The organism is Streptomyces sp. NPDC041784 (assembly GCF_055591025.1).
In genome coordinates, this window is sequence record NZ_JBVJAB010000006.1 from 210,827 (window position 1) to 236,830 (window position 26,004).

General features: G+C 69.7%; 22 protein-coding genes. 10 read left to right on the forward strand and 12 right to left on the reverse strand.

Features of this window, described 5'->3' with window-relative positions; all coding sequences use genetic code 11:
* Positions 1-34 precede the first annotated feature (34 nt).
* The 5 genes from ACZ6D7_RS15410 to dnaA form a co-directional block, all read right to left on the reverse strand.
* Positions 35-571: a DciA family protein gene (locus tag ACZ6D7_RS15410; RefSeq protein WP_469490100.1), complete on the reverse strand. Its 537-nt coding sequence runs from the start codon at positions 569-571 to the stop codon at positions 35-37.
* The gene (gene recF / locus ACZ6D7_RS15415; protein WP_469490103.1) at positions 568-1,689 is read right to left on the reverse strand and encodes a DNA replication/repair protein RecF; all 1,122 of its coding nucleotides are present in this window, start codon (positions 1,687-1,689) and stop codon (positions 568-570) included. The genes ACZ6D7_RS15410 and recF overlap by 4 nt, the downstream gene beginning before the upstream one ends.
* Positions 1,690-1,758: 69 nt before the next feature.
* Entirely contained in the window at positions 1,759-2,634 is an 876-nt protein-coding gene (gene gnd / locus ACZ6D7_RS15420; RefSeq protein WP_469490106.1) for a phosphogluconate dehydrogenase (NAD(+)-dependent, decarboxylating), read from the reverse strand.
* A 202-nt stretch (positions 2,635-2,836) separates the two neighbouring features.
* Positions 2,837-3,967: a DNA polymerase III subunit beta gene (dnaN, locus tag ACZ6D7_RS15425; RefSeq protein ID WP_030795063.1), complete on the reverse strand. Its 1,131-nt coding sequence runs from the start codon at positions 3,965-3,967 to the stop codon at positions 2,837-2,839.
* Positions 3,968-4,985: 1,018 nt separating this feature from the next.
* On the reverse strand, positions 4,986-6,974 hold the full coding sequence (gene dnaA / locus ACZ6D7_RS15430) for a chromosomal replication initiator protein DnaA (RefSeq protein ID WP_469490110.1): 1,989 nt from the start codon (positions 6,972-6,974) through the stop codon (positions 4,986-4,988).
* A 374-nt stretch (positions 6,975-7,348) separates the two neighbouring features.
* Here dnaA and rpmH point away from each other — a divergent pair, with 374 nt between their 5' ends.
* The 9 genes from rpmH (at position 7,349) to ACZ6D7_RS15475 (ending at position 14,252) form a co-directional block, all read left to right on the forward strand.
* The gene (gene rpmH / locus ACZ6D7_RS15435) at positions 7,349-7,486 is read left to right on the forward strand and encodes a 50S ribosomal protein L34 (RefSeq protein ID WP_018846094.1); all 138 of its coding nucleotides are present in this window, start codon (positions 7,349-7,351) and stop codon (positions 7,484-7,486) included.
* Between the two features lie 21 nt (positions 7,487-7,507).
* Complete coding sequence (gene rnpA / locus ACZ6D7_RS15440) at positions 7,508-7,879, forward strand: ribonuclease P protein component (RefSeq protein ID WP_469490113.1); 372 nt, start codon at positions 7,508-7,510, stop codon at positions 7,877-7,879.
* Complete coding sequence (gene yidD, locus ACZ6D7_RS15445) at positions 7,876-8,229, forward strand: membrane protein insertion efficiency factor YidD (RefSeq protein ID WP_469490118.1); 354 nt, start codon at positions 7,876-7,878, stop codon at positions 8,227-8,229. The genes rnpA and yidD overlap by 4 nt, the downstream gene beginning before the upstream one ends.
* A gap of 3 nt (positions 8,230-8,232) precedes the next feature.
* A complete protein-coding gene (yidC, locus tag ACZ6D7_RS15450; RefSeq protein WP_469490122.1) occupies positions 8,233-9,483 on the forward strand; it encodes a membrane protein insertase YidC in 1,251 nt (416 codons plus the stop codon).
* 15 nt (positions 9,484-9,498) lie between these two features.
* Entirely contained in the window at positions 9,499-10,011 is a 513-nt protein-coding gene (locus ACZ6D7_RS15455) for a Jag family protein (RefSeq protein WP_469490125.1), read from the forward strand.
* Positions 10,012-10,128: 117 nt separating this feature from the next.
* Positions 10,129-10,845 carry a 16S rRNA (guanine(527)-N(7))-methyltransferase RsmG gene (gene rsmG / locus ACZ6D7_RS15460; protein ID WP_469490128.1) on the forward strand — a complete coding sequence of 239 codons (717 nt, stop codon included), beginning with the start codon at positions 10,129-10,131 and terminating at the stop codon, positions 10,843-10,845.
* A 295-nt stretch (positions 10,846-11,140) separates the two neighbouring features.
* A complete protein-coding gene (locus tag ACZ6D7_RS15465) occupies positions 11,141-12,214 on the forward strand; it encodes a ParA family protein (protein WP_469490772.1) in 1,074 nt (357 codons plus the stop codon).
* Positions 12,211-13,311 carry a ParB/RepB/Spo0J family partition protein gene (locus ACZ6D7_RS15470; RefSeq protein WP_469490131.1) on the forward strand — a complete coding sequence of 367 codons (1,101 nt, stop codon included), beginning with the start codon at positions 12,211-12,213 and terminating at the stop codon, positions 13,309-13,311. The genes ACZ6D7_RS15465 and ACZ6D7_RS15470 overlap by 4 nt, the downstream gene beginning before the upstream one ends.
* 323 nt (positions 13,312-13,634) lie before the next feature.
* Positions 13,635-14,252: a GNAT family N-acetyltransferase gene (locus ACZ6D7_RS15475; RefSeq protein WP_469490133.1), complete on the forward strand. Its 618-nt coding sequence runs from the start codon at positions 13,635-13,637 to the stop codon at positions 14,250-14,252.
* 103 nt (positions 14,253-14,355) lie between these two features.
* On the opposite strand, the gene trxA is transcribed toward ACZ6D7_RS15475, so the two are convergent.
* The 7 genes from trxA to ACZ6D7_RS15510 all read right to left on the reverse strand — a co-directional run bounded on the left by trxA (position 14,356) and on the right by ACZ6D7_RS15510 (position 24,157).
* A complete protein-coding gene (gene trxA / locus ACZ6D7_RS15480) occupies positions 14,356-14,688 on the reverse strand; it encodes a thioredoxin (protein WP_469490136.1) in 333 nt (110 codons plus the stop codon).
* A gap of 43 nt (positions 14,689-14,731) precedes the next feature.
* Positions 14,732-15,700, reverse strand: a complete 969-nt coding sequence (gene trxB, locus ACZ6D7_RS15485; protein WP_469490140.1) for a thioredoxin-disulfide reductase — start codon at positions 15,698-15,700, stop codon at positions 14,732-14,734.
* Positions 15,701-15,879: 179 nt separating this feature from the next.
* A complete protein-coding gene (locus ACZ6D7_RS15490; RefSeq protein ID WP_469490143.1) occupies positions 15,880-16,824 on the reverse strand; it encodes an anti-sigma factor family protein in 945 nt (314 codons plus the stop codon).
* Positions 16,821-17,546, reverse strand: a complete 726-nt coding sequence (gene sigM, locus ACZ6D7_RS15495) for an RNA polymerase sigma factor SigM (RefSeq protein ID WP_469490146.1) — start codon at positions 17,544-17,546, stop codon at positions 16,821-16,823. The genes ACZ6D7_RS15490 and sigM overlap by 4 nt, the downstream gene beginning before the upstream one ends.
* A 27-nt stretch (positions 17,547-17,573) precedes the next feature.
* Positions 17,574-19,292, reverse strand: coding sequence for a protein kinase family protein (locus ACZ6D7_RS15500; protein WP_469490149.1), 1,719 nt, complete (start codon positions 19,290-19,292; stop codon positions 17,574-17,576).
* A gap of 138 nt (positions 19,293-19,430) precedes the next feature.
* Positions 19,431-21,716: a murein biosynthesis integral membrane protein MurJ gene (gene murJ / locus ACZ6D7_RS15505; protein ID WP_469490151.1), complete on the reverse strand. Its 2,286-nt coding sequence runs from the start codon at positions 21,714-21,716 to the stop codon at positions 19,431-19,433.
* Between the two features lie 44 nt (positions 21,717-21,760).
* Positions 21,761-24,157, reverse strand: coding sequence for a DUF6049 family protein (locus tag ACZ6D7_RS15510; RefSeq protein ID WP_469490153.1), 2,397 nt, complete (start codon positions 24,155-24,157; stop codon positions 21,761-21,763).
* A gap of 257 nt (positions 24,158-24,414) precedes the next feature.
* Between ACZ6D7_RS15510 and ACZ6D7_RS15515 the strand changes: the two genes are divergently transcribed.
* Positions 24,415-25,881 carry a CCA tRNA nucleotidyltransferase gene (locus ACZ6D7_RS15515; protein WP_469490156.1) on the forward strand — a complete coding sequence of 489 codons (1,467 nt, stop codon included), beginning with the start codon at positions 24,415-24,417 and terminating at the stop codon, positions 25,879-25,881.
* Positions 25,882-26,004 lie beyond the last annotated feature (123 nt).

Below are 26,004 nucleotides of genomic sequence, written 5' to 3' on the forward strand. Positions count from 1 at the left end.
GGTACCATCCCGACCGCCTCATGAGTGATGCAAATCACCCGTAGGTATCACCGGGACCCGTGCTGCCCGGGGCCCGCAGCGGGCCGTACCGGCGGGGCGGGCCGCCCGGCCCCTGCACCTTGAGGTGGCGGACCCGCCCGTGCCCCAGGTCCTCGTTGAGCCGGGCCACCAGCGTCGGCGCCAGCAGCCGCAGGTTCGTCGCCCAGGCCGTGGAGTCACAGCGCACGACCAGGACCCGCTCGTCCTCGTCGTACCGCTCCGGCACACAGTGCTTCGCCACGTCCTCGCCGACGATCTGCGGCCAGCGGCCCATCACCCCGCCCACCGCGGCCGGCGCCTCCCAGCCGCGCTCGGCGAGCAGCCGGTTGATCGCCGAGCCGAGCGCCATGGGGTCGCGCCCGTCCGCACGCGCGCCGGAGCGCAGACCGCCGCCGCGCCGCGCCTGCTTCTTCTGCTGCGCCGCGTCCCCACGCGCGCGTGCCTGCTCGCGCGCCGCCCGCAGCGCCACACGCGCGAGATCGACGCCGGACGGCTCGGGCGTCGTCTTGCCGGGATCCTGCCGCTCACTCATGCGCGTTCCACCGTTCCGTCCGCCACCACGTACCGTGCCCCGGCCAGGAGATCCGGTACGTCGTCGTCGACCGCCGCCGTCACCAGCACCTGCTCGCCGGGCGCGACCAGCTCGGCCAGCCGCTCCCGCCGACGGGCGTCCAGCTCGGCGAACACGTCGTCGAGCACCAGCACCGGCTCGTTCCCCTCGGCCCGCAACAGGTCGTAGGAGGCCAGCCGCAGCGCCAGCGCGTAGGACCAGGACTCACCGTGCGAGGCGTATCCCTTGGCGGGCAGCTGCCCGAGCTTGAGCACCAGATCGTCCCGATGAGGGCCTACGAGGGTGACACCCCGCTCGATCTCCTGCTTGCGGACGTCCGCGAGCGCCGCCGTCAGCTGGACGTACAGGTCCTCGCGCGTGTGGGCCTCGCCGGGCGCGGACGGCTTGTACTCCAGGGCGAGCGGACCGCCGCCGGGGGCCAGCTGCTCGTACGCCTTGTCCGCGAGCGGCTGGATCGTGGCGACCAGGTCGAGCCGCTGCGCGAGCAGCTCCGCGCCCACGCGCGCGAGGTGCTGGTCCCACACGTCGAGCGTGGACAGGTCCATGGACCGCCCACCGTGCCGCCGCGCGAGCGCCGCCGTCTTCAGCAGCGTGTTGCGCTGCTTCAGCACCCGCTCGTAGTCGGAGCGCACACCCGCCATCCGCGGCGACCGCGCGGTGATCAGCTCGTCGAGGAACCGCCGCCGCTCCCCGGGATCCCCCTTGACGAGCGCGAGGTCCTCGGGCGCGAACAGCACGGTCCGTACGATGCCCAGCACGTCACGGGGTCTGACCTGCGAGGACCGGTTGATGCGGGCGCGGTTGGCCCGGCCCGGGTTCAGCTCCAGCTCGACCAGCTGCTGCCGCTCGCCCTGTCTGACCTGGGCCCGGATGATCGCGCGGTCGGCGCCCATGCGCACCAGGGGCGCGTCGGAGGCGACCCGGTGGCTGCCGAGGGTGGCGAGATAGCCGACGGCCTCGACGAGGTTCGTCTTGCCCTGCCCGTTGGGGCCGACGAAGGCGGTGACACCCGGGTCGAGCGGGACCTCGACCCGGGCGTACGAGCGGAAGTCGGCCAGCGACAGATGCGTGACGTGCATGGTCGTTCGCCGACCTCCCCAGAGTGCTCAGGTACCGCTTGGCGCTGTTCCTGCTGTTCCTGCTTGTGGTTACTTCGTCTCGACCGCGTGGCCGCCGAACTGGTTGCGCAGCGCCGCGATCATCTTCATCTGCGGCGAGTCCTCCTGACGCGAGGAGAACCGCGCGAACAGCGAGGCCGTGATCGCGGGCAGCGGCACGGCGTTGTCGATCGCGGCCTCCACCGTCCAGCGGCCCTCGCCGGAGTCCTGCGCGAACCCCTTCAGCTTGTCGAGGTGCTCGTCCTCGTCGAGCGCGTTGACCGCGAGGTCCAGCAGCCAGGAACGGATGACCGTGCCCTCCTGCCAGGAGCGGAAGACCTCGCGCACGTCCGTGACGGAGTCGACCTTCTCCAGCAGCTCCCAGCCCTCGGCGTAGGCCTGCATCATGGCGTACTCGATGCCGTTGTGGACCATCTTGGCGAAGTGGCCGGCGCCGACCTTGCCGGCGTGCACCGAGCCGAAGTCGCCCTCGGGCTTCAGCGCGTCGAAGACCGGCTGCACCTTGGCGACGTTCTCCGCGTCACCGCCGTACATCAGCGCGTAGCCGTTCTCCAGGCCCCAGACGCCGCCGGAGACACCGCAGTCCACGAAGCCGATGCCCTTGGCGGCCAGCTCCTCGGCGTGCTTCTCGTCGTCCGTCCAGCGGGAGTTGCCGCCGTCCACGACGACGTCGCCCGGCTCCAGCAGCTCGGCCAGCTCGTCGATCGTCGACTGGGTGGGGGCACCGGCCGGGACCATCACCCAGACCACGCGCGGGGCCTCGAGCTTGCCCACAAGCTCTTCGAGGCTGTGGACATCGGCGAGGTCCGGGTTGCGGTCGAATCCGACGACGGTGTGGCCGGCGCGGCGGATCCGCTCGCGCATGTTGCCGCCCATCTTGCCGAGGCCGACGAGACCGAGCTCCATCAGTTGTTTCCTTAGGTCGCTGTGTGGCGTGCGGGGCACCTTCGTACCCATGTCCGAGCCTAAACCCGGACCGTCACGCACAGCTGTGGGCATACGCGCTCAGACGTACAGCCTCACCTGCGGGTTTCCCCACAGGCCGGGGACTCTTTCTCCACGGCCTGTGGACAACGTCCGGCGACTCGGCCCCACACCGCGAGCAGGCTCAGCCGCTCAGCCGCACCGGCATGATCAGGTACTTGTAGGCGTCGTCCGCCTCCGCGTCCAGGGCGGGCTTGCCGCTGAGCAGCGCGGGCTTGGTGGACGTGGTGAACGACAGCTGGGCGACCGGGGAGTCGATCGCGCTCAGGCCGTCCAGCAGGAAGGTCGGGTTGAAGGCGATCGAGATGTCGTCGCCCTCCAGCTGGGCGTCGACCCTCTCCACAGCCTGTGCGTCGTCGCTGGAGCCGGCCTCCAGGATGAGCACGCCCTGCTCGAAGCTCAGCCGCACCGGGGTGTTGCGCTCGGCGACCAGGGCCACACGCTTGACGGCCTCCACGAAGGGGGCGGTCTCGATCACCGCGACGGAGTTGAACTCGGTCGGGAACAGCGTGCGGTACTTCGGCAGGTCGCCCTCAAGGAGGCGGGTGGTGGTGCGTCGTCCGGCGCCCTCGAAGCCGATCAGGCCCTCGCCGGCGCCCGAGCCGGAGAGCGCCAGGATGACGCTGTCGCCGCTGGTCAGCGCCTTGGCGGTGTCCAGGAGTGTCTTGGCGGGCACCAGGGCGACGGCGGAGGCCTCGGGGTTCTCCGGCTTCCACAGGAACTCGCGGACCGCGAAGCGGTAGCGGTCGGTGGAGGCCAGCGTGACGGTGTCGCCCTCGATCTCGATGCGCACACCGGTCAGCACGGGCAGCGTGTCGTCACGGCCGGCGGCGATGGCGACCTGGGCGGCGGCGGAGGCGAAGACCTCGCCGGGGACCGTGCCCGTCGCGTTCGGCATCTGCGGCAGCGAGGGGTACTCCTCCACAGGCAGGGTGTGGAGGGTGAAGCGGGAGGAGCCGCAGACCACCGTCGCCCGTACACCGTCTGTGGAAATCTCCACCGGGCGGTTGGGCAGGGCGCGGCAGATGTCGGCGAGCAGCCGGCCGGAGACGAGGACCGTGCCCTCCTCCTCGACCTCGGCCTCCACGGACACCCGTGCGGAGACCTCGTAGTCGAAGCTGGACAGGCTCAGCGCGCCGTCCTCGGCCTTCAGCAGGAGGCCGGCGAGGACAGGCGCCGGCGGACGGGCCGGGAGGCTGCGCGCCGCCCAGGCCACTGCCTCCGCGAGTACGTCGCGTTCCACCCGGATCTTCACTCTTGCCGCCTCCTGCTGTTGCCGGCGCTTCTCGGCCTGCCTGGCTTCGTCGTCTGGTCTCGGTGTGATCGGCCCCTGTGACGGGAAGGACCACCGGGTCCAGTCTGACGCACCGCACTGACAGTAGGTGCCTCTCGGGGTCAAGTCGTGACGAGGGGCAGCCTGACGCCGGAGAGCGAGTTGTGCACAGGACCCTCTTCGAAGCGGATTCCGAGCTCTCTCTAGTCGGGAGTAGTAGTAGGGCCTGTGGATACCGTGGATAACCCTGTTTTCGCAGCTCAGAGGCGAGATTTTGTCCACGGGCCCTGTGGGCGGAGGCGGTGGACAACCGGGCCGATCTGTGGAGAACAAAAAGTTCTGCACACTCCATGCACAGGCGGGCGGCACTTCTCCCCAGCGCCGTCCCCAGGTTTACCCACCTTTCCCACAGCCCAACCCGGCACCTTCGTGTGACGCCTTTCACTCGACACGGTGAGCAGGCGCGTCCCGTTGCCGAACAGTGGACAGTGATGTGGAGAAGCGGGTGATCGCTGGGGACAACCGGCCACAGGCTGTGGGCGGCCGGTGGACAACCGCGTGCACAGGCTGTGGATCATTTCTCTGTCCACAGCCTGTGGACATCCTTCGTCCACGAATCCACACCCGGGTGACCTGGTCTGATGGTCTTTCAACCGGGCTCCCTGTGGATACAGTCTGGACAACTTCCGGGTCCCCAGGGTGTGGACGGGAAAAAGTCACCGAATCTGTGGAGAGTGGCCGTAACCCGGCGAGTATTCGAACAGCGGATGACGGGCGGGACTCGGCGGGGACGCGGTGACGGGCGCGGAGTGGGGCGCGGAGTGGTGGCCGGCGGGCCCGGCGGCGCGTGGAGCGGGCCCCGTGACGGCCGCTGAGGGGCGATCTCCGGCGCGGTCTCCGGCAGGGTCTCCGGCATGGTCTCCGGGCACGGCCTCGGCACGAGGAAGGGCGCCCCGGGAAGTGCTCCCGAGGCGCCCTCGACGGCGGGTGCGCGGTGTTCTCAGCCGGCCTTGATGCGGTTGGTCAGCTCGGTCACCTGGTTGTAGATGGAGCGCCGCTCGGCCATCAGATTGCGGATCTTGCGGTCCGCGTGCATCACCGTCGTGTGGTCGCGGCCGCCGAACAGCGCGCCGATCTTCGGCAGCGACAGGTCCGTCAGCTCACGGCACAGGTACATGGCGATCTGGCGGGCCGTCACCAGCGCCCGCCCGCGCGAGGTGCCGCACAGGTCCTCGACGGTGAGGCCGAAGTAGTCGGCCGTGGCGCTCATGATCGCCGTGGAGGTGATCTCGGGCGCCGAGTCCTCGCCGCCCGGGATCAGGTCCTTCAGGACGATCTCGGTCAGGCCCAGGTCCACCGGCTGCCGGTTGAGCGAGGCGAACGCCGTCACCCGGATCAGCGCGCCCTCCAGCTCACGGATGTTGCGCGAGATCCGTGAGGCGATGAACTCCAGCACCTCCGGCGGGGCGTTGAGCTGCTCCTGCACCGCCTTCTTCCGGAGGATCGCGATACGCGTCTCCAGTTCCGGCGGCTGGACGTCGGTGATCAGCCCCCACTCGAAACGGTTCCGCAGCCGGTCCTCCAGCGTCACCAGCTGCTTGGGCGGCCGGTCGCTGGAGAGCACGATCTGCTTGTTCGCGTTGTGGAGCGTGTTGAAGGTGTGGAAGAACTCCTCCTGCGTCGACTCCTTGTCCGCCAGGAACTGGATGTCGTCCACCAGAAGGATGTCCATCTCGCGGTACCGCTTGCGGAAGCTGTCGCCCTTGCCGTCGCGGATGGAGTTGATGAACTCGTTGGTGAACTCCTCCGAACTGACGTACCGCACACGCGTGCCCGGGTAGAGGCTCCGCGCGTAGTGTCCGATCGCGTGCAGCAGGTGCGTCTTGCCGAGGCCCGACTCGCCGTAGATGAAGAGGGGGTTGTACGCCTTCGCGGGCGCCTCGGCGACGGCGACCGCGGCCGCGTGCGCGAACCGGTTGGAGGCGCCGATGACGAACGTGTCGAAGAGGTACTTCGGGTTCAGCCGCGCGGTCGGCTCACCGGGTCCGCCCCCCGCGGGCGGCTGCGCGGACGGCCCGCCGGGTCCGCCGGGTCCACCGGCCCGGTGCGGATGACCACCGCCGGCCGACGGCTCGGGCAGCTCACGCCGGCCCCCCTCGCGCGGGTCGTAGTCGGGACGCTGCTGCTCGTACGGCGACGGGTCGTACGACGGCCGCTCCATCGGCTGCGGACGGTAGTCCTGCGACGGCGGACCGTAGGAGTCCTGGGACGGCGAGCCGTACGGGTCCTGGCCGCCGTAGGAGTCCTGCGACGGGGACGCGTAGGGGTCGCGCTCGGGGAAGCCCAGGCGCTGCTGCTGCCAGCCGTAGTCGTCCTGCTGCTGCGGCCGCGGCCAGGCGCCGGGCTCGGGGCGCTGGTACTCCGAGGGGTACGCGGGGCGCGCCGTGGGCATCTGCTGGTCCTGGCGGGCGCCGGGATGCTGCTCCTGGCGGCCGCCGGTGTGCTGCTCCGGCCGCGCGCCGGGGTGCTGGTCACGATCGCGGTCGCGGTCGCGGTCGCGGTCGCCGGGCGGCTGGTCGGCGCGGTGCCGGCCGTAGCCCTCGTACGGGCTGTCGTAACCCTTGTCGTACCCGCTGTCGTACGACGGGAGTTCGGGCTCCTCGTAGCGCTGCTGCTGCTGCTGGACCGGGGGCGCCGGCGGGGCCGGGGGCTCGCCGACGGAGTCGTCGACGGTGATCGCGATCCGGATCGGTCGGCCGCACTCGCGGCTGAGGGTTTCGCTGACGATCGGCGCGAGCCGACCCTCCAGCACGCCCTTCGCGAATTCGTTCGGTACGGCGAGCAGGGCGGTGTCCGCCACCAGCGCGAGCGGCTGGCAGCGCCGGATCCAGCGCTCGTCCTTCGCCTCGACACCCTGGCCACGGCCCTCGAGGAGCTGCTCCAGTACGCGTGGCCACACTGCGGCAAGATCGGCAGGTACGTCAGCCACAGGGCACGCTCTCTCGTGGGTCCCACGTTCGTGTGATGGTGGGACGGTCGGGATTCAAATCGGGTGGGGGCAGGGACAAAGGAACGAATCGGAGTTCAGCCACGGTAGTCAGGGCGACGGGTGCGGTTCAAGTTGTTGTCCCCAGCCTGTGGATAGTGTCTCCCGTAGGTCCCTGGTTTGACCGGATGGCGTAGCCGCGCGTACCGTAACCAGGTCGAGTTGTCGATGGCTGCTGCCGCCTGCCTCCGATGGGCACAGATCGCGTCAGGTGATCGGGAAGCGGTGCACTCGGGCGTAACGAGAGCTACTCGTGGGCGCACGGTGACAGCCAGGACGGCACCCCGCCACCACCGATTAGTTTCTGGAGCCCCCGAGTGAGCAAGCGCACCTTCCAGCCGAACAACCGTCGTCGCGCCAAGACCCACGGCTTCCGCCTGCGGATGCGCACCCGTGCCGGTCGCGCGATTCTCGCGAACCGCCGCAGCAAGGGTCGCGCCAACCTGTCCGCCTGAGCCTGATCAGGTCATGACGTCGTGCTGCCTACCGAGCATCGGCTGAGGCGGCGCGAGGACTTCGCGACCGCGGTACGAAGGGGTCGTCGGGCTGGACGCCCGACCCTCGTCGTCCACCTTCGAAGCGGTGCCACGGACCCGCACGCGCCTGGGGAGAGCGCTCCCCCGACGCGTGCGGGTTTCGTCGTGAGCAAGGCCGTGGGTGGAGCCGTCGTGCGCAACAAGGTGAAGCGCAGACTGCGTCACCTGATGCGCGATCGAGTCGTTCTGTTGCCCCCCGGTAGCCTGGTAGTCGTACGGGCGCTGCCCGATGCGGGTGACGCCGACCACGCACAGCTGGTCCAAGACCTTGATGCCGCCCTTCAACGGCTGCTGGGAGGGGGCGCGCGATGAAGTACCCGCTGCTGGCCCTGATCAAGCTCTACCAGTGGACGATCAGTCCGCTGCTCGGGCCGGTGTGCAAGTACTACCCGTCGTGCTCCCACTATGGCTTCACGGCCATCGACCGGCACGGCGCGATCAAGGGAACGGCACTCACTGCCTGGCGCATCCTGCGGTGCAACCCGTGGTCGCTGGGGGGTGTGGACCATGTCCCGCCGCGGAAGCGTCCGCGGTGGCACGAAATGCTGCGCGACGCCTGGCGTGCACGCAGGGGCGGGACCTCCGCCGCCGAAACGGCCACCGAGGAGAATCGCTCCTCGAGCCCGGCCGCAGAGAGCCCGTCCCATGCCCAAGGAGCATGATTAGTGGACACGATTGCCAGCTTCTTCAGCTTCATCACGACACCTGTCTCCTGGGTCATCGTCCAGTTCCACACGGTGTACGGCGCCATCTTCGGCGAGGACACCGGGTGGGCCTGGGGCCTGTCCATCGTGTCCTTGGTGATCCTGATCCGTATCTGCCTGATCCCGCTCTTTGTGAAGCAGATCAAGGCGACCCGGGCGATGCAGACGCTGCAGCCCGAGATGAAGAAGATCCAGGAGCGCTACAAGAACGACAAACAGCGCCAGTCCGAAGAGATGATGAAGCTGTACAAGGAGACGGGCACCAACCCGCTCTCCTCGTGCCTTCCCATCCTGGCGCAGTCGCCCTTCTTCTTCGCCCTGTACCACGTGCTCAACAGCATCGCGAACAACGACACCATCGGTGTCATCAACGAGAGCCTGCTGCAGAGCGCGCAGAAGGCGCACATCTTCGGTGCTCCGCTGGCGGCGAAGTTCACCGACAGCGCCGCGGACGTCGAGGCGCTCGACGCCTCGCTGACCACCGTGCGCATCGTGACTGCGGTCATGATCGTCCTGATGTCGGCGTCGCAGTTCTACACGCAGCGCCAGCTGATGACGAAGAACGTCGACACCACGGTGAAGACGCCGTTCATGCAGCAGCAGAAGATGCTGATGTACGTCTTCCCGATCATGTTCGCCGTCTTCGGCATCAACTTCCCGGTCGGTGTCCTCGTTTACTGGCTGACCACCAACGTGTGGACCATGGGCCAGCAGATGTACGTGATCCGCAACAACCCGACCCCGGGTTCCAAGGCCCAGGCCGCCTACCTGGAGCGCCTGTCCAAGCGTGTCGCGCACCACGGCAAGACCCGTGGCCGCGGCGAGAAGGCCATCGTCAAGGCCATCGTGGCCAAGGGCCGCGACCGCAACGACGCCGAGCGCAAGTTCATCAACGGGCTGACCAAGGTCGGCCTCGCGGCCCAGACCGACGGCAACGTGATCAAGGGCGAGTCCCAGGTCGCCGTCGAGACCGAGGACGGCACGTCCACGAGCGCGGCCGCCAGGCGCCAGCAGCCCAGGCGGCAGACCAAGTCTCAGCGCCAGTCCGGCCCTAAGGCGGCCGGCGAGACCACCTCGCTGAGCAAGTCCGACGAGCCCGAGGACGCCAAGCCCTCCGGCGCGGCCAAGCCCGCCGGCGGAGGCCGCAGCAAGGCCCAGTCCGGGCAGCGCAAGGGCGGCCCGCAGCGCCCCAAGTCCCCGTCCAAGAAGTAAGAAGGAGCCCATCCCGTGACGGAAGGCACCACCTCCGCCGCCGCCGAGGGTGCAGACACCCTGTCCCGCCTGGAGCAGGAGGGCGAGATCGCCGCGGACTACCTCGAAGGTCTGCTGGACATCGCCGATCTCGACGGCGACATCGACATGGACGTCGAAGCCGACCGCGCCTCGGTGTCGATCATCAGTGACGCGGGCGGCCGCGACCTCCAGAAGCTGGTCGGCCGGGACGGCGAGGTGCTGGAAGCGCTTCAGGAGCTGACGCGCCTGGCCGTGCACCGGGAGACCGGCGACCGCAGCCGGCTGATGCTGGACATCGCCGGTTACCGGGCCAAGAAGCGCGCCGAGCTGTCCGAGCTGGGCGCCAAGGCCGCGTCCGACGCGAAGAACAGCGGCGAGCCGGTCAAGCTGAAGCCGATGACGCCCTTCGAGCGCAAGGTCGTCCACGACGCGGTCAAGGCCGCCGGGCTCCGCAGCGAGTCGGAGGGCGAGGAGCCGCAGCGGTTCGTCGTCGTCCTGCCCAACTGATTCGGTACGTACGTTCCCCCGGCCCCGTCTGTTGCGCAGACGGGGCCGGTCTTTGTCAGCCTGTAGTTCTGGTGGTCGGCGCTAGACGCGCTGATGCGGTACGGAAGGACGGTCCCCGTGACGGAGGCAGCGGAGCTCCCCCCTGCGCCTGAGGTGGCACGCGAGGTATTCGGTGATCGCTTCTCTGATGCGGTCCGGTACGCCGAGCTCCTGGCCGAGGCCGGAGTGCAGCGCGGGCTCATCGGCCCGCGTGAGGTGCCCCGCCTGTGGGAGAGGCACATCCTGAACTGTGCGGTCCTCTCCGAGGTCGTGCCCGAGGGCGTGACGGTGTGCGACGTCGGCTCGGGCGCCGGCCTGCCCGGAATCCCCCTGGCACTGGTGCGCGAGGACCTGAAGATCACCCTGCTGGAGCCGCTGCTGCGGCGCACCAACTTCCTCAGCGAGGTCGTCGAGCTGCTGGGCCTGGACCATGTGACCGTGGTCCGCGGCCGCGCCGAGGAGGTCATGGGAAAGCTCACACCCGTCCACGTGGTGACCGCCCGCGCCGTGGCCCCGCTGGACCGTCTGGCCACCTGGGGCATCCCGCTGCTGCGCCCCTACGGCGAGATGCTCGCCCTCAAGGGCGACACCGCCGAGGAGGAGCTGAAGAGCGCTGCCACCGCCCTGAGCAAGCTCGGCGCGGTCGGCACCTCGATCCTCCATGTCGGCGAGGGCGTGGTCGATCCCCTCTCCACCGTCGTGCGGGTCGAGGTCGGGGAGAGCCCCGGCGGTGTCCGGTTCGCGGCCAAGCGGGCCAAGGCGGCCCGGACGGGGCGGACCCGTCGCCGTCGGTGAAGCCGATGCCGGTGATCTGAGACCGGTACCGGTGATCTGGGGACAGGCGGTACTCCACACAAGGTGCCCGACCTACGTATGACGGAGTGTCGCGGCAGTTCGGCCGTGGGTGCTGTGCATCGTGTTTCACGTGAAACGTCGCTCACTGCTCCACGGCATCATCAGCCGCGGCCGCGCCGCTGCTGAACCCCGCGACCGCAAGCCTCTTGGGTCACTCGATAAGGGACGGGAGTTGTCCACAGAGGTGGATTTCTCCACAGAACCCCAGGCCTCACTGGTTCACGACCCCGAAGACATGGCAGGCTCTGTTCATTGCGAGCTTGAAGTCGAGGAGAGTGAATCCTTGCGGTCCGACGCCAACATCGCGGGACCGATGGCCGACCCGGTCCCCGGTCCCCGTACCGAGTCCTTGGGGGAGGATGTTTCACGTGAAACACCGCCCCCGATGGACGACACCCCGATCGGTCGTGCTGCCCAACTGGCGGTGGAGGCACTGGGCCGCGCCGGCGAGGGTCTGCCACGCCCTGAGCAGACCCGAATCATCGTCGTAGCCAACCAGAAGGGCGGGGTCGGCAAGACGACGACGACCGTCAACCTTGCCGCTTCCCTGGCCCTGCACGGTGGCCGCGTCCTGGTGGTCGACCTCGACCCACAGGGCAACGCGTCCACCGCCCTGGGGATCGACCACCATGCCGAGGTCCCGTCCATCTACGACGTGCTGGTCGAGAGCCGCCCGCTCGCGGAAGTCGTCCAGCCGGTCCCCGATGTCGAAGGCCTGTTCTGCGCCCCTGCCACGATCGATCTCGCCGGTGCGGAGATCGAGCTGGTGTCCCTGGTGGCCCGAGAGAGCCGACTGCAACGGGCCATCCAGGCGTACGAGCAGCCGCTGGACTACATCCTCATTGACTGCCCGCCGTCCCTCGGCCTGCTGACGGTCAACGCACTGGTGGCCGGCGCGGAGGTCCTCATCCCGATCCAGTGCGAGTACTACGCGCTGGAAGGCCTGGGCCAGCTGCTGCGCAATGTCGACCTCGTGCGGGGGCACCTCAACCCCGCCCTGCATGTGTCGACCATCCTGCTCACCATGTACGACGGCCGGACGCGTCTCGCGTCGCAGGTCGCGGAAGAGGTGCGCACCCACTTCGGCGAAGAGGTGCTGCGGACGAGCATTCCTCGTTCGGTCCGTATCTCCGAGGCGCCGAGCTATGGGCAGACGGTGCTGACCTACGATCCGGGATCGAGCGGCGCCCTCTCCTATCTTGAGGCGGCCCGAGAGATCGCGCTGAGGGGCATCGGCGTCAGCTACGACGCGACGCACGCCCATATCGGCGCCCAGAACAATCCGAGCATGGTGGAGGGGATCCAGTGAGTGAGCGACGGAGGGGGTTGGGCCGTGGTCTTGGCGCGCTGATCCCTGCTGCCCCGACGGAGAAGAATCCGGCGCAGTCCGCGGTGGGAGGCATGGGTGCCGCATCACCGACGGCTGTTCCGGTCCTGACGACCGAGCGTGGGGTGGCCGCGGCGAAGGTGGCCACGCTGCCGCCTGTTTCACGTGAAACAGAGGAGCCGTCGGCGATCAGCGTCGTGGAGACTCCCGCGCCGCCCGTCGGCGCGTACTTCGCGGAGATCCCCCTTGACTCCATCGCGCCGAACCCGCGCCAGCCGCGTGAGGTCTTCGACGAGGATGCGCTCCAGGAGCTGATCACCTCCATCAAGGAGGTCGGCCTCCTCCAGCCGGTCGTCGTACGGCAGCTGGGGCCCGGTCGCTATGAGCTGATCATGGGTGAGCGGCGTTGGCGTGCCTGCCGTGAGGCGGGTCTGGAAGCGATCCCGGCGATCGTGCGGGCCACCGACGACGAGAAGCTTCTGCTGGACGCCCTGCTGGAGAACCTCCACCGGGCCCAGCTGAACCCGCTGGAAGAGGCCGCCGCCTACGACCAACTGCTGAAGGACTTCAACTGCACGCATGACCAGCTGGCGGACCGTATCGGCCGGTCCCGCCCGCAGGTCTCCAACACGCTGCGGCTGTTGAAGCTCTCGCCGGCGGTCCAGCGCCGGGTCGCGGCCGGGGTGCTCTCGGCCGGACACGCTCGGGCGCTGCTCTCCGTGGACGACTCGGAGGAGCAGGACCGGCTGGCCCACCGGATCGTGGCCGAGGGGCTTTCGGTGCGGGCCGTCGAGGAGATCGTGACCCTCATGGGTTCCCGGCCCCAGACCGCCCACCGTGCCAAGGGACCGCGCGCCGGTGGCCGGGTCTCCCCGGCGCTGACCGACCTGGCGACCCGGCTCTCGGACCGCTTCGAGACGCGGGTGAAGGTCGACCTGGGCCAGAAGAAGGGCAAGATCACCGTCGAGTTCGCCTCCATGGAGGACCTCGAGCGGATCCTCGGCACCCTCGCTCCCGGCGAGGGCCCGGTCCTTCAGCGGGGCCTTGTGGAGGGCGACTCCGAGGAGACGGACGACTGAGCCGAGGCTCGACATCCCGTCCTTCGAGGACTCTCTGAGCGAGCCGTGTCCGGTGTACCCGGAACACGGCTCGCTCTTTGCTTTCAGGCGGTATCGATGCAATCGCAGGGTGGATACGATGCGGTGGGGTTAAGGCGCATCCACCGAAGCATCACCTCGGACTGGGAGGCGGGGGCCATGCGAACGATGAGCCGGACCGGACTGGTGGGCGCAGGGCTGGGGCTGGGCGCGGTCGGCGGCTTCGTCGGCAGTCTGCTCAGGGAACGCAGCGCTCTGACAGCCGCTCGCGACGCCGCGGGCGAAGGAAGCGAGGAACAGCCTTCATGGGGCGTCGGCTCGTACCGCTCACGCTGGACAACCTTCAGGACCTTCCCCAGCGCTGTCGCTCGTGCGTCTTCTGGGAGTTGGATCCCGTCAGCGGCGCGGCCGCGGTAAAAGCCGGTACGGCCGCTCTGGAGAAGGAGTCCTGGATCTCCGCCGTTCTGCTGGACTGGGGCTCCTGCGGCCGGGTCGTCTATGTCGACGACGTTCCTGTGGGCTTTGTGCTCTACGCCCCGCCCGACTATGTGCCGCGCTCGACGGCGTTTCCCACGAGCCCGGTGTCGCCGGATGCCGTGCAGCTGATGACGGCGTTCATCATGCCGGGCTACCGGGGGCAGGGGCTGGGCCGGGTGATGGTTCAGACGGTCGCCAAGGATCTGCTGCGGCGGGGCTTCAGAGCGATCGAGGCGTTCGGCGACGCCCGCTGGAAGGATCCGGCCTGTCTGCTCCCCGCCGAGCATCTGCTGGCGGTCGGCTTCAAGACGGTGCGGCACCACCCGTCCCATCCACGGCTGCGGCTGGAGCTGCGGACCACGCTCTCCTGGAAGGAAGATGTGGAGATGGCCCTTGACCGGCTGCTGGGGGGCGCTCGGAAGGAGCCGGCACTGCGCCCGCTGTAGGGGGCCGGCCGGGAAGGCCGTGTCATGACAATGGGCCAGCCCTTTCGGGCTGGCCCATTCGTGTTTCACGTGAAACATCGACCGTCGACACGACGGTCCGGCGTCACTCGGAGATGAAGGTCTCCAGGTCGCGGACGAGCGCGGCCTTCGGCTTGGCGCCGACGATCGTCTTGGCGACCTCGCCGCCCTGGTAGACGTTCAGGGTCGGGATCGACATGACACCGTACTTGGCGGCCGTACCCGGGTTCTCGTCGATGTTGAGCTTGACGATCTCGATCTTGTCGCCGTGCTCGGCGGCGATGGCCTCGAGCGAGGGGGCGATCTGGCGGCACGGGCCGCACCACTCGGCCCAGAAGTCCACCAGGACGGGCTTGTCGCTCTTGAGGACGACCTCGTCGAAGTCGGCGTCGGTCACATTCTTCAGGGTGCCGGCCACAGGGGGCTCCTTAATTCCTTGTGCGGTGGGGCGGGAGAGGGGGTCAGACAGAGGTCTTCGCGGTCTCGGCCTGCGCCTCGTCCGCGAGCGCGGAGAGGTAGCGCTCGGCGTCGAGAGCGGAGGAGCAGCCGGTGCCGGCCGCGGTGATCGCCTGGCGGTAGGTGTGGTCCACCACATCGCCGGCGGCGAAGACACCGGTCAGGTTGGTCCGCGTGGACGGAGCGGCGACCTTCAGGTAGCCCTCCTCGTCCAGGTCGAGCTGCCCCTTGAACAGCTCGGTGCGCGGGTCGTGGCCGATGGCGATGAACAGGCCGGTCACGGGAAGGTCGGTCAGCTCACCCGTCTTGAGGTTGCGCAGCCTCAGCCCCGCCAGCTTCTGCTCGCCCTGGACCTCGGCGACCTCGCTGTCCCAGACGAACTTGATCTTCGGGTCGGCGAAGGCGCGCTCCTGCATCGCCTTGGAGGCGCGCAGGGTGTCCCGGCGGTGCACGATCGTCACAGACTTGGCGAAGCGCGAGAGGAAGGTGGCCTCCTCCATCGCCGTGTCGCCGCCGCCGATGACCGCGATGTCCTGGTCCTTGAAGAAGAACCCGTCACAGGTGGCGCACCAGGAGACGCCGCGGCCGGAGAGGGCGTCCTCGTTCGGCAGGCCGAGCTTGCGGTGCTGCGAGCCGGTGGCGACGATGACGGCCTTCGCCTGGTGGACCGTGCCGGCGGTGTCCGTGACGGTCTTGATCTCACCCGTGAGGTCGACGTTGACGATGTCGTCCGGGATCAGCTCGGCGCCGAAGCGCTCGGCCTGGGTGCGCATGTTGTCCATGAGCTCGGGGCCCATGACGCCATCCTGGAAGCCGGGGAAGTTCTCCACCTCGGTGGTGTTCATCAGGGCTCCGCCCGCGGTGACGGCCCCTTCGAACACCAGCGGCTTCAGTGACGCGCGCGCGGTGTACAGGGCCGCGGTGTAGCCGGCGGGCCCGGAGCCGATGATGATCACGTTACGGACGTCGCTCACGGCTTGTTCCTCGTCTCTGGTCTGCGCAGTTCGACCGGTGGGAGCTGCTCTGAACTCTCACCCCACCCAACGGATCCTAAGGGGCGTGCATTCCCAGTGTGTCCGGGCACACGAAGGGACGACCCGGGGCGGGAACACCACGGCGGATTCCCTCAAGATTGGAGACGATGCGTCGGCCGTCAGTGACGCGTGTAGGAGCTCTTCAGCAGCACCTTGGCCGGGCCGACGGACGGATCCTTCACGCAGGTCGCGTCCATGAGGTAGGCGGTGACACGGGTGGTGTCCGACGTGTCGGGGAGCACGACCAGCAGGGCGTCCTTCCCCTGGTAGGTGCCTTCGTCAGTGACGACGGCCGTGTCGCGCTGATCGATGCCCTTCTGCACACAGAGGGGCACGACCGGCTCGCTCTTGACCTTGGGGGAGGCGCTGCCCGGCTCGCCCAGGATGCCCACGGAGGTGCGGGGGCCCTGCGCCTTGGCGAGGAGATCGGCGACCTGCTGTTCCAGCGTGCTCTCGGAGAAGGTGTCCGCGGCGGTGGTCTGCTGACCGTGCACCGACGTTCCCGGGCCTCCGCTGTCGGTCAGGGAGGTCACCAGGACGGAGCCGAGCCCCAGGGCGGCGACGCTGAGGACGGCGCTCAGGACGGCGACCTTGCGGCGCCCGCCTCGCCGACGGTCCTTGTGGTCCTTGCTGTCCTTACGGCCGGGGCCGGTGGTGGAGGTGCGGGCGCGTCCTGTGGGGCGATCCGTCGCCATCGATGTTTCACGTGAAACATGAGCCGACTCGACGGGGGTTTCGGCGGGGGGCGGGGCTTCGGCTGGCCCTCCGGCCTCGGGGGTCGCTCGGGTCTCGGGGGTCGCTCGGGTCTCGGAGGTCGCTCGGGCTTCCGCGGCGAGCGCGGCGTCGATGCGCCGGGCGACGTCGTCGGGCATCGGCGACGGCTCGGGGAGAGCGTCGAGGAGCCCGCGGATCTCCTCCAGGGATGCCTGGACGTCCGCGCACAGCTCACAGCCGTCCAGATGCCGACGTACATCGGCACTTCGGGAAGGGGTGAGCAGGCCCTCGGTGAGGGCGGAGATCTCGTCGACGTCCGGGTGTCCGGTCGTGTCCGTCGTCGATGTCACGCTCGCCCACCTCCGCCCTTCACTGCAGCTGAATCGCCTGTCCCGGCGTGATCCGGACCCTCGCCGCGAGGTTCCGCTGCCGGTGGGACGGATGTCCCCTGCGCCCGGTTCCGTCCCGCGTCGCTTTCCCTTTCGTCGCCGGTGTTTTCCGGCCGCAGATGGGTCAGCAGCGGGAGCAGTCTGGCTCTGCCCCGGGCGCAGCGGCTCTTCACGGTCCCGGTCGGCACATCGAGCATGCGGGCGGCCTCGGCGACGGGGTAGCCCTGCATGTCCACCAGGACCAGGGCGGCCCGCTGGTCGGGCGGGAGCGTGCCGAGCGCTTCGAGGAGCTGGCGGTGCAGGTCGTTGCGCTCGGCGGGGGCGGAGGCCGACTCGTGCGGCTCCAGGAGCTGCTCCAGCCGCTCGGTGTCGTCGACCGGCGATGTCTTGCGGGAGGCAGCCTTGCGGGCCCGGTCCAGGCAGGCGTTCACCGTGATGCGGTGCAGCCAGGTCGTGACGGCGGACTGGCCGCGGAAGGTGTGGGCGGCCCGGTAGGCGGACACAAGGGCGTCCTGGACGGCGTCAGCGGCCTCCTCGCGGTCTCCCAGCGTCCGCAGGGCCACCGCCCACAGCCGGTCGCGGTGACGCCGTACAAGCTCACCGAAGGTGTCGGGATCGCCCTCCACATGCCGGGTGAGGAGGTCCTGGTCGCTCACTCCGTCATATCCGGCGCCTTCCGCCATCGGACCCCCTCCCCCTCCGGTGAGATGTCAGCCCGTGAACTTCACGTCGGTGACGGCCTGCTTGTACCCGGGATCGCTGTACTGGTCGCCCGGCGCGTGCGGCAAGGCCGTCAGCCAGACGAGCACGTACCGCGTCTTCACCGTCTTGGTGACCTTCACCGTGGCGGAGGTCGCGTTCGTCGTGACGGTGCCGATCTTCTCCATCGACCCCAGGTCGCTCGGGGACGGCCTCAGCGCGTCCGAGGCGTACAGGTCGACGGTCGTGTGATCGCCACCGTAGTAGAGCCCTATGGCCGCCGCGGAGACCTCCTGGGCCGAGCCGAGGTCGTAGACGATGCCCACGCCCGGCTTGTACGGCGCCAGTACCGGGCCGCCGATGAAGCTGGAGGTCCGCCAGTAGGTCGAGCTGTCCCCGTCGTACGTCATGTCGACGTCGTTGGGGTGCTGGGAGTCGCCGCTGACGACGTACTCCGCCGCGTCCTGGATCTTCAGCTGCTGGGCCGGCTTCGGGGAGGCGCTGTTCTTGTCCCCGTCGTCCGTCGGCTGCGTCCGGTTCGAGTCGTCGGACTTGCCCTGGTCCATCAGGGCGTCCGCGAGCTGCCAGCTGCCCAGGCCGAGCGCGGCGATGAGGAGGGCGGAGACCGCCCACTTCAGGGCCCGGCCGGTGCGGCTCTGGAGCGGGGGCGGCGGGGTCGGCACGGGCTGCGTCGCACCGGGGTGCGGCGCGGGCCGGCCGTAGGTGCCCTGCTGATACGTCGTGCGCTGGTACTCCGGCGGCGCCGTGAACGCGGGCTCCGGCGGGCGGATGCGGGGCATCTCGCCGATCGCCTTCACCAGCTCCTCCGGCGTGGTGCACGCGGCCTCGTGCCGCGAGGCGGTCGCCCCGTCGTTGGCGAGCGCGCGCATCGCCAGCTCCGACAGGCCCCGGTGGATGCCGGCGCGTACCTGGTCGGGGGCGATCAGCCCGACGTCCTTGGGCAGCCCGGACAGCCCGTAGGCGTCGTTCTCGTACGGCCAGCGCTGGGTGAGCGCCGCGTAGAGCAGGGCACCGATCGCCTCGGTGTCGGTGCGCTGCGGGGTGTCGGAGGTGACGCCGCGCAGGGCGGCGTTTACGGCGAGGCCGCGGATACGCCACTGGCCCGTGGAGGTGCGCAGCACGGCGTTGGGGTTCAGACGCAGATGCGACAGACCCTCACGGTGTGCGGCGGCCATGGCCGAGGCGATCTGACTGACCATCTGATACGCGTCGTGCGGCTCCAGCGGACCGGACGCGAGAAGCGTGGTCAGCTCGGTGGCATCGGGCAGCCACTCGTGGACGACGTAGACGAGGTCGTTCTCCTCGACGGCGTCCAGTACCTGGACGAATCGGGGATCGCCGAGCAGCGCGGACGAGCGGGCCGCGGCCAGCACCGAACGGGCTCGCGCGTGGTCCGCGGGAAGAATGTGAACGCCGACCGCGCGGCGCAGTTTCTCGTCGACGGCACGCCAACTGCTGAAACCGTCCAGACGGGTGACGCACTCCTCGAGACGGTAGCGCCTGGCGAGTTTGTGTCCGCTGTGCAGTTCTGGCGGTGAGGCCTTGCCGGGACGCTCGGTCCCGTCACTCCCCTGTGCCTCGTCGCTGTCCGTGTCCCGCTCCCGGTTCTTGGCCACCCCGTCGGCCGTGGACTGGTCCGCCTCGGCGGTCAGCGGCTTGTCGCCGCTGTTGTCTGCCACGTCGACGGCAGCCGTGCTCCGTTCCGCCACCGTCGTTCCTGCCTCCCCATCCAGTGCGCGCCGCCCGACCTCGTGCGCGCCGTCCGACGCCGGATCCAATTGTGCCCACAGTCCGCCGCTATGCACGACACACGATGGCGGACGAAGGTTGTGCGGATACCCCCTGTCTCATCGACCCAGGCGTCCGCGGACCATGCCGACGAGCGAGTTGAGCTCCTCGATACGCATGCGGCGGGCGGCGACGAAGAAGATTCCGAGCAGCAGCGCCCCGCCGGCCAGCAGCGCGGCGAAGGAGCCGAGGACACCCTGGCCCAGGGTGTGCCCGACGCCGTAGCAGGCCGCGCCGCTGATGAGGGCGGCCGGTACGGAGGCGATGCACAACCGGGCGTACGTGCGCAGGACGTGGGAGCCGTCGAGGTCGCCGCTGAGCCGCTTGCGCAGCCGGTTCCAGGCGACGCCGACGCCGATCGCGTAGGCCAGGCCGTAGGCGGCGGCCATGCCGACCACGGCCCAGCGGGCCGGGAGGACGAAGTAACAGACCGCCGAGGCGCTCGCGTTGACGGCGGCCACGATGACCGTGTTGTAGAAGGGGGTGCGGGTGTCCTCGTAGGCGTAGAAGGCGCGCAGGACGACGTACTGCACCGAGTAGGGGATCAGGCCGAGGCCGAAGGCCATCAGCATGAAGCCCATGTTGGTGGCCTCGCTGGTGCCCGACGAGCCGAAGATCAGGGTGCACATCGGGATGCCGAGCGCGAGGAAGCCGAAGGCGATCGGCACGATCGCGACGGCCGTGGTGCGCAGGCCCTGGGAGATGTCGTCGCGGACCGCGCCGCCGTCGCCCTCGGCGGCCGAGCGCGAGATACGGGGCAGCAGCGCGGCCATCAGGGAGACGGTGATGATGGCCTGCGGCAGGCCCCAGATCAGCTGGGCGTTGGCGTAGGCGGCGAAGCCGGTGCCGTCGACGGGCGAGTCCTTGCCGGCCGCGGTGGACAGCTGGGACACGACGATCGCGCCCGCCTGGTTGGCGAGGACGAACAGGAAGGTCCACTTGGCGAGCGTCACGGCCTTGCCCAGGCCGTGGCCCTTCCAGTCGAACCGCGGCCGCAGCCGGAAGCCGGTCTCCCGCAGGTACGGGATCATCGCCAGAGCCTGTACGACGAGGCCGAGCAGGACGCCGATGCCGAGGAGCCGCTGGCCCTCCGGCGGGATGGACGTGACCTTCATGCCGGAGTCGGCGGCGGTGCCGTAGACCCAGATGAACATGCCCAGCGTCACGATGATGACGATGTTGTTCAGGACCGGCGTCCACATCATCGCGCCGAACTTGCCGCGCGCGTTGAGGATCTGGCCCATCACGACATGGACGCCCATGAAGAAGATCGAGGGCAGGAAGTAGCGGACGAAGGTGACGCCGACCTCGTTGGCCGCGGGGTCGCCGGCGACCGGGGCGGACAGCGCCTTGATCAGCAGGGGAGCCGCGGCGATCGCGGCGACGGTGAGCACGCCGAGCGCCACCATCACCAGCGTCAGCAGACGGTTGGCGTAGGCCTCGCCGCCGTCGTCGTCCTCCTTCATGGCCCGCACCAGCTGCGGCACGAACACGGAGTTGAGGCCGCCGCCGACGGTCAGGATGTAGATCATGGTGGGCAGCTGGTAGGCGACCTGGAAGGTGTCGCCGAGCAGGCCGACGCCCAGTGCGGAGACGATCAGCGCCGAGCGGACGAAGCCGGTGAGGCGGGAGACCATCGTGCCCGCCGCCATCACGGCGCTGGACTTCAGCAGGCCGGTGGCGCGGCCGCCCTTCTTCGCGGCGGCGGCCGGAGCGGGTTCCGGGGCGGCGGGCTCGTCGGCCGGGGCCTCGTACGGCGCGGCCTGTGCCTGGTACGGCGCCGCCTGGTACTGGGGCGCCTGGTACTGGGGAGCGGCCGCCGGGCCGCCCGGTGCGTGGGCCGGGCCCGGCACCGCGGGGGACTCCATCGGCGGGCGGGAGCCGCCCTGCTGCTGGTCCTTGAACAGGTGCGCGAAGGCGTCCGGCTGGTGCTGCTGCTCACCGGAGTGCGTCACCAGGTCGTCCACGCCCACGAACTGGGTCGTCCGCGGGTCGTCGCCGTACGGCAGGTACTGGGTGGGGCCGTCCGGCTCCGGCGCCGGCGTCTGGGCCCACACGCGCGGGTCGGGCGCGTACGGGGACTGCTCGGGACGGCCGTACAGCGGCTGCTGAGGGTACGTGCCCGGCGGCGGAGGAGGGTGCGCGGCGCGGTCGTAGAGCGCCTCGGCGACCGGGTCCTGCGCGGTGAGGTCCTGGGACCGGTAGGGGTCCTGGTCGTAGGCGTCCTGGAGGTACATGTCCGCGGGGTGCTGCGGCGGCACCTGGCCGTGCTCGGGCGGCGGGCCCTCGGGGTGACCCGAGCTGCCCGCGGCCTGGCCGCGGTCACCCTCGTACGGCGCGTTCATGGCTACCCCACCTCATCGTCCCGGGCCCACCGGCCACGACATCCTCAACGGTCCACTCTCTCACCCGTCCCCGAGGGGGCCGTGTTTTCCGCTGCGGTGTCCGGTGTCTCGTCACTCGGCTGCTCCGGGTCGTCTGCCCCGGAGCGGACGACCGACTCCCCCTTAAGACGTTCGGCAGGGTCGTGCTGGTTCACCGGGCCGTCGGTGGCCGGGCCGGGCTCGTCGGCCCCGTCCGTCTCCTGCGGGCCGTTCTCCTCGGCCGCCCGGGCCGCGGCGCGCTTGCGCTGGGTGTACATACGGAAGCCGGCCAGGACCAGCAGCAGGACGCCGCCGCCGATCACCAGCATCACAGTGGCGGTGATCTCGGTGACCTTCACGTCGAAGGTGACCGCCGTACCGTACGGCCGGCCGTCCTCGGTGTACAGCTGCGCGATCAGCGTCGTTTTGCCGTTGACGTTGGCGGACGTGGGGAACTTCACCGTCGTGCTGTGCCCGCCGGAGACGGCGATCGACTGCTCCACGGACCCGTCGTCGCCGAACTCCAGGCGGGTCGGGTTGGTCGAGGTGAGCCGCAGCACCAGGTGGTCGACGCCCTGCACCAGGTTGTTCTGCACGGTCACGGGGATCGTGGCGCTGCGCCCGGAGAGCTTGGTCTCCGACTTGTCGATCAGCTTGACCTGGCCGGCCAGGGTGTCGAGGTAGTCCCGTACGTCGTGGCGGAACGTGGCGGCCCCGATGGCCCGGCCCCGCCACGAGGTGGACATCTCCCGGTTGATCGCCCGGCCGAAGGGGGTCACCACCCGGGACTCGTCGGTGAGGATCACCTTGAAGCTGTCGAGCTTGTCCTGCGTGGTCCCGATGTCCTGGAAGGCGGACCGCGCCAGCTCCTGCTTGCGCAGCGAGGAGGGGTACGCCGACCGCGACGGCACCTTCGTGGTGGCCCCGGCGTCGGGCTTGGCCTCGGCGGTCTGAGTGAGCTGCTGGGACTGCGACCAGGTTCCGCCCTGGAGGGCCGTGACGGCCTCCGCCATCGCCTGGGCCTGCTTCGCGGTGGGCATCCGCTGCGGGGCGACGACGATGCTGCGCTGCTTGTTCGTCTGGAGATTCAGCGCCAGGCTCTGCGCGAGGAACTCCTGCACGGCGAGCGTGGACGCGGAGGCCTTCGTCAGATCGCCCTGGAACGCCTTGGAGAGCCGCGCGTCGGCGACCACGGCCGTGGTGCCGCCGCCGATGGGGCGGGCCGCCGAGGGGGTGTAGGTGAGGCCGCCGGTCTCCTTCAGGCTGTCGTTGCGCGCGATCACCTTGTCGGCGCCGGCGGACGTGGCCACCTTGACGATCGATCGGTCGACGGCGCCGTCCACCGGCCAGGCGAAGTCGGTGCTCGGCGTCACGTGCAGCACCGTCTCCACCGTGGTGGCGGCGACGTCGGTGGCCGCCTTGAGCTGACTGAGCGAGCTGGTGACGCCGGTGCCGTTGTGCGCGAGGGAGGCCAGGTCGGGGTCCGCGAAGGGCAGCGCGACGACCTCCTTGTCCTGCACGGCCTCCTGGAGCTCCGCGAGCCACTGCTTGGCGACCGCCTGATGAGTGCCGGCCGTGGTGGTGTCGTCCGCGCCCCGGATCCGGTAGCTGCCGGTCATGGCGTCGACGGATGCCAGCAGGTCCGGGTCGATCACCCAGGTGACGTCCAGCTCCTTGCCCAGGGCCAGGAGCTGGTCCAGGCGGCCGCCGGGAGCGATCTCGTCGGCGAGGTCGTCGTTGAGGAAGACCGGCGTCTGCTGCGCGTCCGAACCGGTCTCAGCCGTCATGTGGACGGTCGAGACCAGAGGCCACAGCACCGTCGTCCGCGTCTCCGTGTCCGGCCCCTCGGGCTGCCACGGCAGGAAGGTCCGCTGGACGCCCAGCACCTTCTCCCACGGCTGCGCCGACGTCTCGCCCGAGAGAGCGACGCCGAGCGGGTAGACACCGTCGCCGCCGAGGTCCAGCTCGTCGACCGGTACGGAGATGCTGAAGTGCTCGGCCACGCCCGGAGTGAGCTTGTCGAACTCGGTGACGTACTTGCCACCCACCTCGGAGCCGCCACCGGCGTTCGGATCGTCCGCGTCCTTCGCGGCTTCCTCGATCGCCGAGCGGGTGGTCAGCACGGACCCCACCCACAGGCCCACGTGGGCGTCGGTGACCGCCTGCTTGCCGTTGTTGGTCACCGTGCCCGACACGGTCACGGTGTCCCCGTCGCCGGGGGCCGCCGGGCTGAGCGAGTCGACGGCGACGGCGACCGAGCCCGAGTCCGAGGCGGCCCGGGCGGAGGCGGCCACGTCGGCGTGTGCGGGCAGCTGGAGCAGACCGGCCAGCAGAGGCGCCCCGGCGAGCAGTGCTCCGGTGCGCCGCAGCCACCGGCGGGCAGGTGAGGGAGTCATCCCCGGGAAGTCTGCCGCCTCGGCCACGCGTTCGCCCGTCCCTCGTCGTCGTCAGTGGTCGTCGGAATGTGCGTCCACGCATGGTAACGATGTGCGCTGAGGGGAAGTGCCGCGGACCGTGCCACAAGATCGGGGGGAGCGCTCCTCCGTCCCCTATGTATGGGTATGCGAAGCAGAGTCCGTGAACATCCCCACAGCATGATTCTGCACTGCTATCAGGGCATCTGTCCGTCGGCCGTAATCCGGGCGCCCGTGGCCCGCCGGGCCACGTACCCTCTTCTGTTGTGCCGAACGCCAACGAAGACAACCTCAGTGCCCTGAGCCAGGTGCAGCATCGCGCGGTGAACGAACTGCTGCGGGTCGCGCCTGTCGCCGACGATCTCGCGCGCCGGTTCCAGGAGGCCGGGTTCTCGCTCGCCCTGGTCGGCGGCTCGGTCCGGGACGCGCTGCTGGGCCGGCTCGGCAACGATCTCGACTTCACGACGGACGCCCGCCCCGAGGACGTCCTGAAGATCATGCGCCCGTGGGCCGACTCCCTCTGGGAGGTCGGGATCGCCTTCGGCACGGTCGGCGCGCAGAAGGATGCCCGCGTCGGAGACGTTGATCGAAGCTTTCAGATCGAGGTCACGACGTACCGCTCCGAGGCGTACGACCGCACCTCGCGCAAGCCCGAGGTGTCGTACGGCGACTCCATCGAGCAGGATCTCGTGCGCCGTGACTTCACCGTGAACGCCATGGCGGTGGCGCTCCCGGAGAAGGTGTTCATCGACCCGCACGGCGGCCTCGAGGACCTCGCCGAGCGGGTGCTGCGCACCCCGGGCACACCTGAGGAGTCCTTCTCGGACGACCCGCTGCGCATGATGCGGGCCGCCCGCTTCGCCGCCCAGCTCGACTTCGAGGTCGCCCCCGAGGTCGTCACCGCGATGACGGAGATGTCCGACCGCCTCGAGATCGTCTCCGCGGAGCGCATCCGGGACGAGCTGAACAAGCTGATCCTCTCCGCGCACCCGCGCAAGGGCCTGGCCCTGCTCGTCGACACCGGGCTCGCCGACCATGTGCTGCCCGAGCTGCCCGCCCTGAGGCTGGAGAGCGACGAGCATCACCGGCACAAGGACGTCTACGACCACACGCTGATCGTCCTGGAGCAGGCGATGGCGCTGGAGGAGAACGGCCCCGACCTCACCCTCCGGCTCGCCGCGCTGCTGCACGACATCGGCAAGCCGCGCACCCGTCGCTTCGAGAAGGACGGCCGGGTCTCGTTCCACCACCACGAGGTGGTCGGGGCGAAGATGACGAAGAAGCGGATGACGGCGCTGAAGTACTCCAACGAGCTGGTGAAGGAGGTCTCCCGGCTCGTCGAGCTGCACCTGCGCTTCCACGGCTACGGCGCGGGCGAGTGGACGGACTCCGCCGTCCGCCGCTATGTACGGGACGCGGGACCGCTGCTCGAGCGCCTCCACAAGCTGACCCGCTCCGACTGCACGACTCGGAACAAGCGCAAGGCGGCCACGCTCTCGCGGGCGTACGACGGCCTGGAGGAGCGCATCGCCCAGCTCCAGGAGCAGGAGGAGTTGGACGCGATCCGTCCGGACCTCGACGGCAACCAGATCATGGAGATCCTGGGCGTCGGCCCTGGCCCTGTGATCGGCAATGCGTACAAGCACCTGCTGGAGCTGCGCCTCGAGAACGGGCCGATGGAGTACGACGCGGCGGTGTCGGCACTCAAGGAGTGGTGGGCCGAGCAGGGCTGAGGCCGCGAAACGGGGTCATGTTTCACGTGAAACATGACCCCCCTTCTTGTGTCCATGCAGGGTTCCCTTTTGCCGCCCCAAGGGGGGGTTTTCCCTTGGAACACAACCCCCCCCCCCACCTCC

Coding starts and splice junctions, on each gene's coding strand:
- ACZ6D7_RS15410 (WP_469490100.1), bottom strand. CDS start 571: ATGAGTGAGCGGCAGGATCCCGGCAAGACGACGCCCGAGCCGTCCGGC.
- recF (WP_469490103.1), bottom strand. CDS start 1,689: ATGCACGTCACGCATCTGTCGCTGGCCGACTTCCGCTCGTACGCCCGG.
- gnd (WP_469490106.1), bottom strand. CDS start 2,634: ATGGAGCTCGGTCTCGTCGGCCTCGGCAAGATGGGCGGCAACATGCGC.
- yidD (WP_469490118.1), top strand. CDS start 7,876: ATGAAGTACCCGCTGCTGGCCCTGATCAAGCTCTACCAGTGGACGATC.
- ACZ6D7_RS15465 (WP_469490772.1), top strand. CDS start 11,141: ATGGCAGGCTCTGTTCATTGCGAGCTTGAAGTCGAGGAGAGTGAATCC.
- ACZ6D7_RS15475 (WP_469490133.1), top strand. CDS start 13,635: ATGGGGCGTCGGCTCGTACCGCTCACGCTGGACAACCTTCAGGACCTT.
- sigM (WP_469490146.1), bottom strand. CDS start 17,546: ATGGCGGAAGGCGCCGGATATGACGGAGTGAGCGACCAGGACCTCCTC.
- murJ (WP_469490151.1), bottom strand. CDS start 21,716: ATGAACGCGCCGTACGAGGGTGACCGCGGCCAGGCCGCGGGCAGCTCG.